General features: G+C 55.7%; 1 rRNA gene. It reads left to right on the top strand.

What is annotated here, in order from left to right:
* A 23S ribosomal RNA gene (locus tag ACWGCN_RS35760) occupies positions 1–2,336 on the top strand; the annotation flags it as partial.

Raw genomic sequence — 2,336 nt, 5'->3', positions numbered from 1 at the left:
TTGATTGTGTGGGGTGATGGCGTGCCTTTTGAAGAATGAGCCTGCGAGTCATCGGTGTGTGGCGAGGTTAACCCGTCGAGGGGTAGCCGTAGCGAAAGCGAGTCTGAATAGGGCGAAATTTAGTCGCACATTATGGACCCGAAGCGGAGTGATCTACCCATGGCCAGGGTGAAGCGACGGTAAGACGTCGTGGAGGCCCGAACCCACTTAGGTTGAAAACTGAGGGGATGAGCTGTGGGTAGGGGTGAAAGGCCAATCAAACTCCGTGATAGCTGGTTCTCCCCGAAATGCATTTAGGTGCAGCGTCACGTGTTTCACATCGGAGGTAGAGCTACTGGATGGCCTAGGGGGCCTACAAGCTTACCGAAGTCAGCCAAACTCCGAATGCCGGTGTGTGAGAGCGTGGCAGTGAGACTGCGGGGGATAAGCTTCGTAGTCGAGAGGGAAACAGCCCAGATCGCCGGCTAAGGCCCCTAAGCGTGTACTAAGTGGAAAAGGATGTGGGGTCGCTTAGACAACCAGGAGGTTGGCTTAGAAGCAGCCACCCTTGAAAGAGTGCGTAATAGCTCACTGGTCAAGTGATCCTGCGCCGACAATGTAGCGGGGCTCAAGTACACCGCCGAAGCCGCGGCATTCACACAATAGCCCGTCCTTTTCTTCGGAGAAGGGCCAGGTGTGTGGATGGGTAGGGGAGCGTCCTGTGGCCGTGGAAGCAGCAGTGTGAACTAGCTGTGGAGGCCACGGGAGTGAGAATGCAGGCATGAGTAGCGAAAGACGAGTGAGAAACTCGTCCGCCGAATGACCAAGGGTTCCTGGGCCAGGTTAATCCGCCCAGGGTGAGTCGGGACCTAAGGCGAGGCCGACAGGCGTAGTCGATGGACAACGGGTTGATATTCCCGTACCCGTGTATCCGCGCCCAATGCTGAATCAGTTGTGCTAACTGTCCAAATGTTGTTTTACTGAGCCTTCGGGTGAGGGGAATGACGGCTGCACAGGACCCCGGTTGTAGTAGGTAAGCGATGGGGTGACGCAGGAAGGTAGCTGGGCCAGGTGATGGAATACCTGGTGTAAGCGTGTAGGGCGTTGTGTAGGCAAATCCGCACAACATGTAGCCTGAGACGTGATGCGTACCCGTTGAGGGGAATTCAGTGATCCTATGCTGCCGAGAAAAGCCTCTAGCGAGCTGGTACACGGCCCGTACCCCAAACCGACACAGGTGGTCAGGTAGAGAATACTAAGGCGATCGAGAGAACTGTGGTTAAGGAACTCGGCAAAATGCCCCCGTAACTTCGGGAGAAGGGGGACCTGGTCTGGTGACGTTCTTTACGGACTGAGCTGGACGAGGTCGCAGAGACCAGAGAGAAGCGACTGTTTACTAAAAACACAGGTCCGTGCGAAGTCGTAAGACGATGTATACGGACTGACGCCTGCCCGGTGCCGGAAGGTTAAGAGGACCGGTTAGCCTGTAAGGGCGAAGCTGAGAATTTAAGCCCCGGTAAACGGCGGTGGTAACTATAACCATCCTAAGGTAGCGAAATTCCTTGTCGGGTAAGTTCCGACCTGCACGAATGGCGTAACGACTTCTCTGCTGTCTCAACCACAGACTCGGCGAAATTGCATTACGAGTAAAGATGCTCGTTACGCGCGGCAGGACGAAAAGACCCCGGGACCTTCACTATAGCTTGGTATTGGTGTTCGGTACGGTTTGTGTAGGATAGGTGGGAGACTGTGAAGCTCGGACGCTAGTTCGGGTGGAGTCGTCGTTGAAATACCACTCTGATCGTATTGGACTTCTAACCTCGGACCATGATCTGGTTCAGGGACAGTGCCTGGTGGGTAGTTTAACTGGGGCGGTTGCCTCCCAAAATGTAACGGAGGCGCCCAAAGGTTCCCTCAGCCTGGTTGGCAATCAGGTGTTGAGTGCAAGTGCACAAGGGAGCTTGACTGTGAGACTGACAGGTCGAGCAGGGACGAAAGTCGGGACTAGTGATCCGGCACCGGCAAGTGGAAGCGGTGTCGCTCAACGGATAAAAGGTACCCCGGGGATAACAGGCTGATCTTCCCCAAGAGTCCATATCGACGGGATGGTTTGGCACCTCGATGTCGGCTCGTCGCATCCTGGGGCTGGAGTAGGTCCCAAGGGTTGGGCTGTTCGCCCATTAAAGCGGCACGCGAGCTGGGTTTAGAACGTCGTGAGACAGTTCGGTCTCTATCCGCCGCGCGCGTAAGAAACTTGAGGAAGGCTGTCCCTAGTACGAGAGGACCGGGACGGACGAACCTCTGGTGTGCCAGTTGTTCCGCCAGGAGCACTGCTGGTTGGCTACGTTCGGAAGGGA

The organism is Nocardia sp. NPDC055050, from assembly GCF_053608345.1.
Note: the sequence above shows the minus strand (reverse complement) of the source record. Positions and strands in the feature narration are given on the sequence as shown.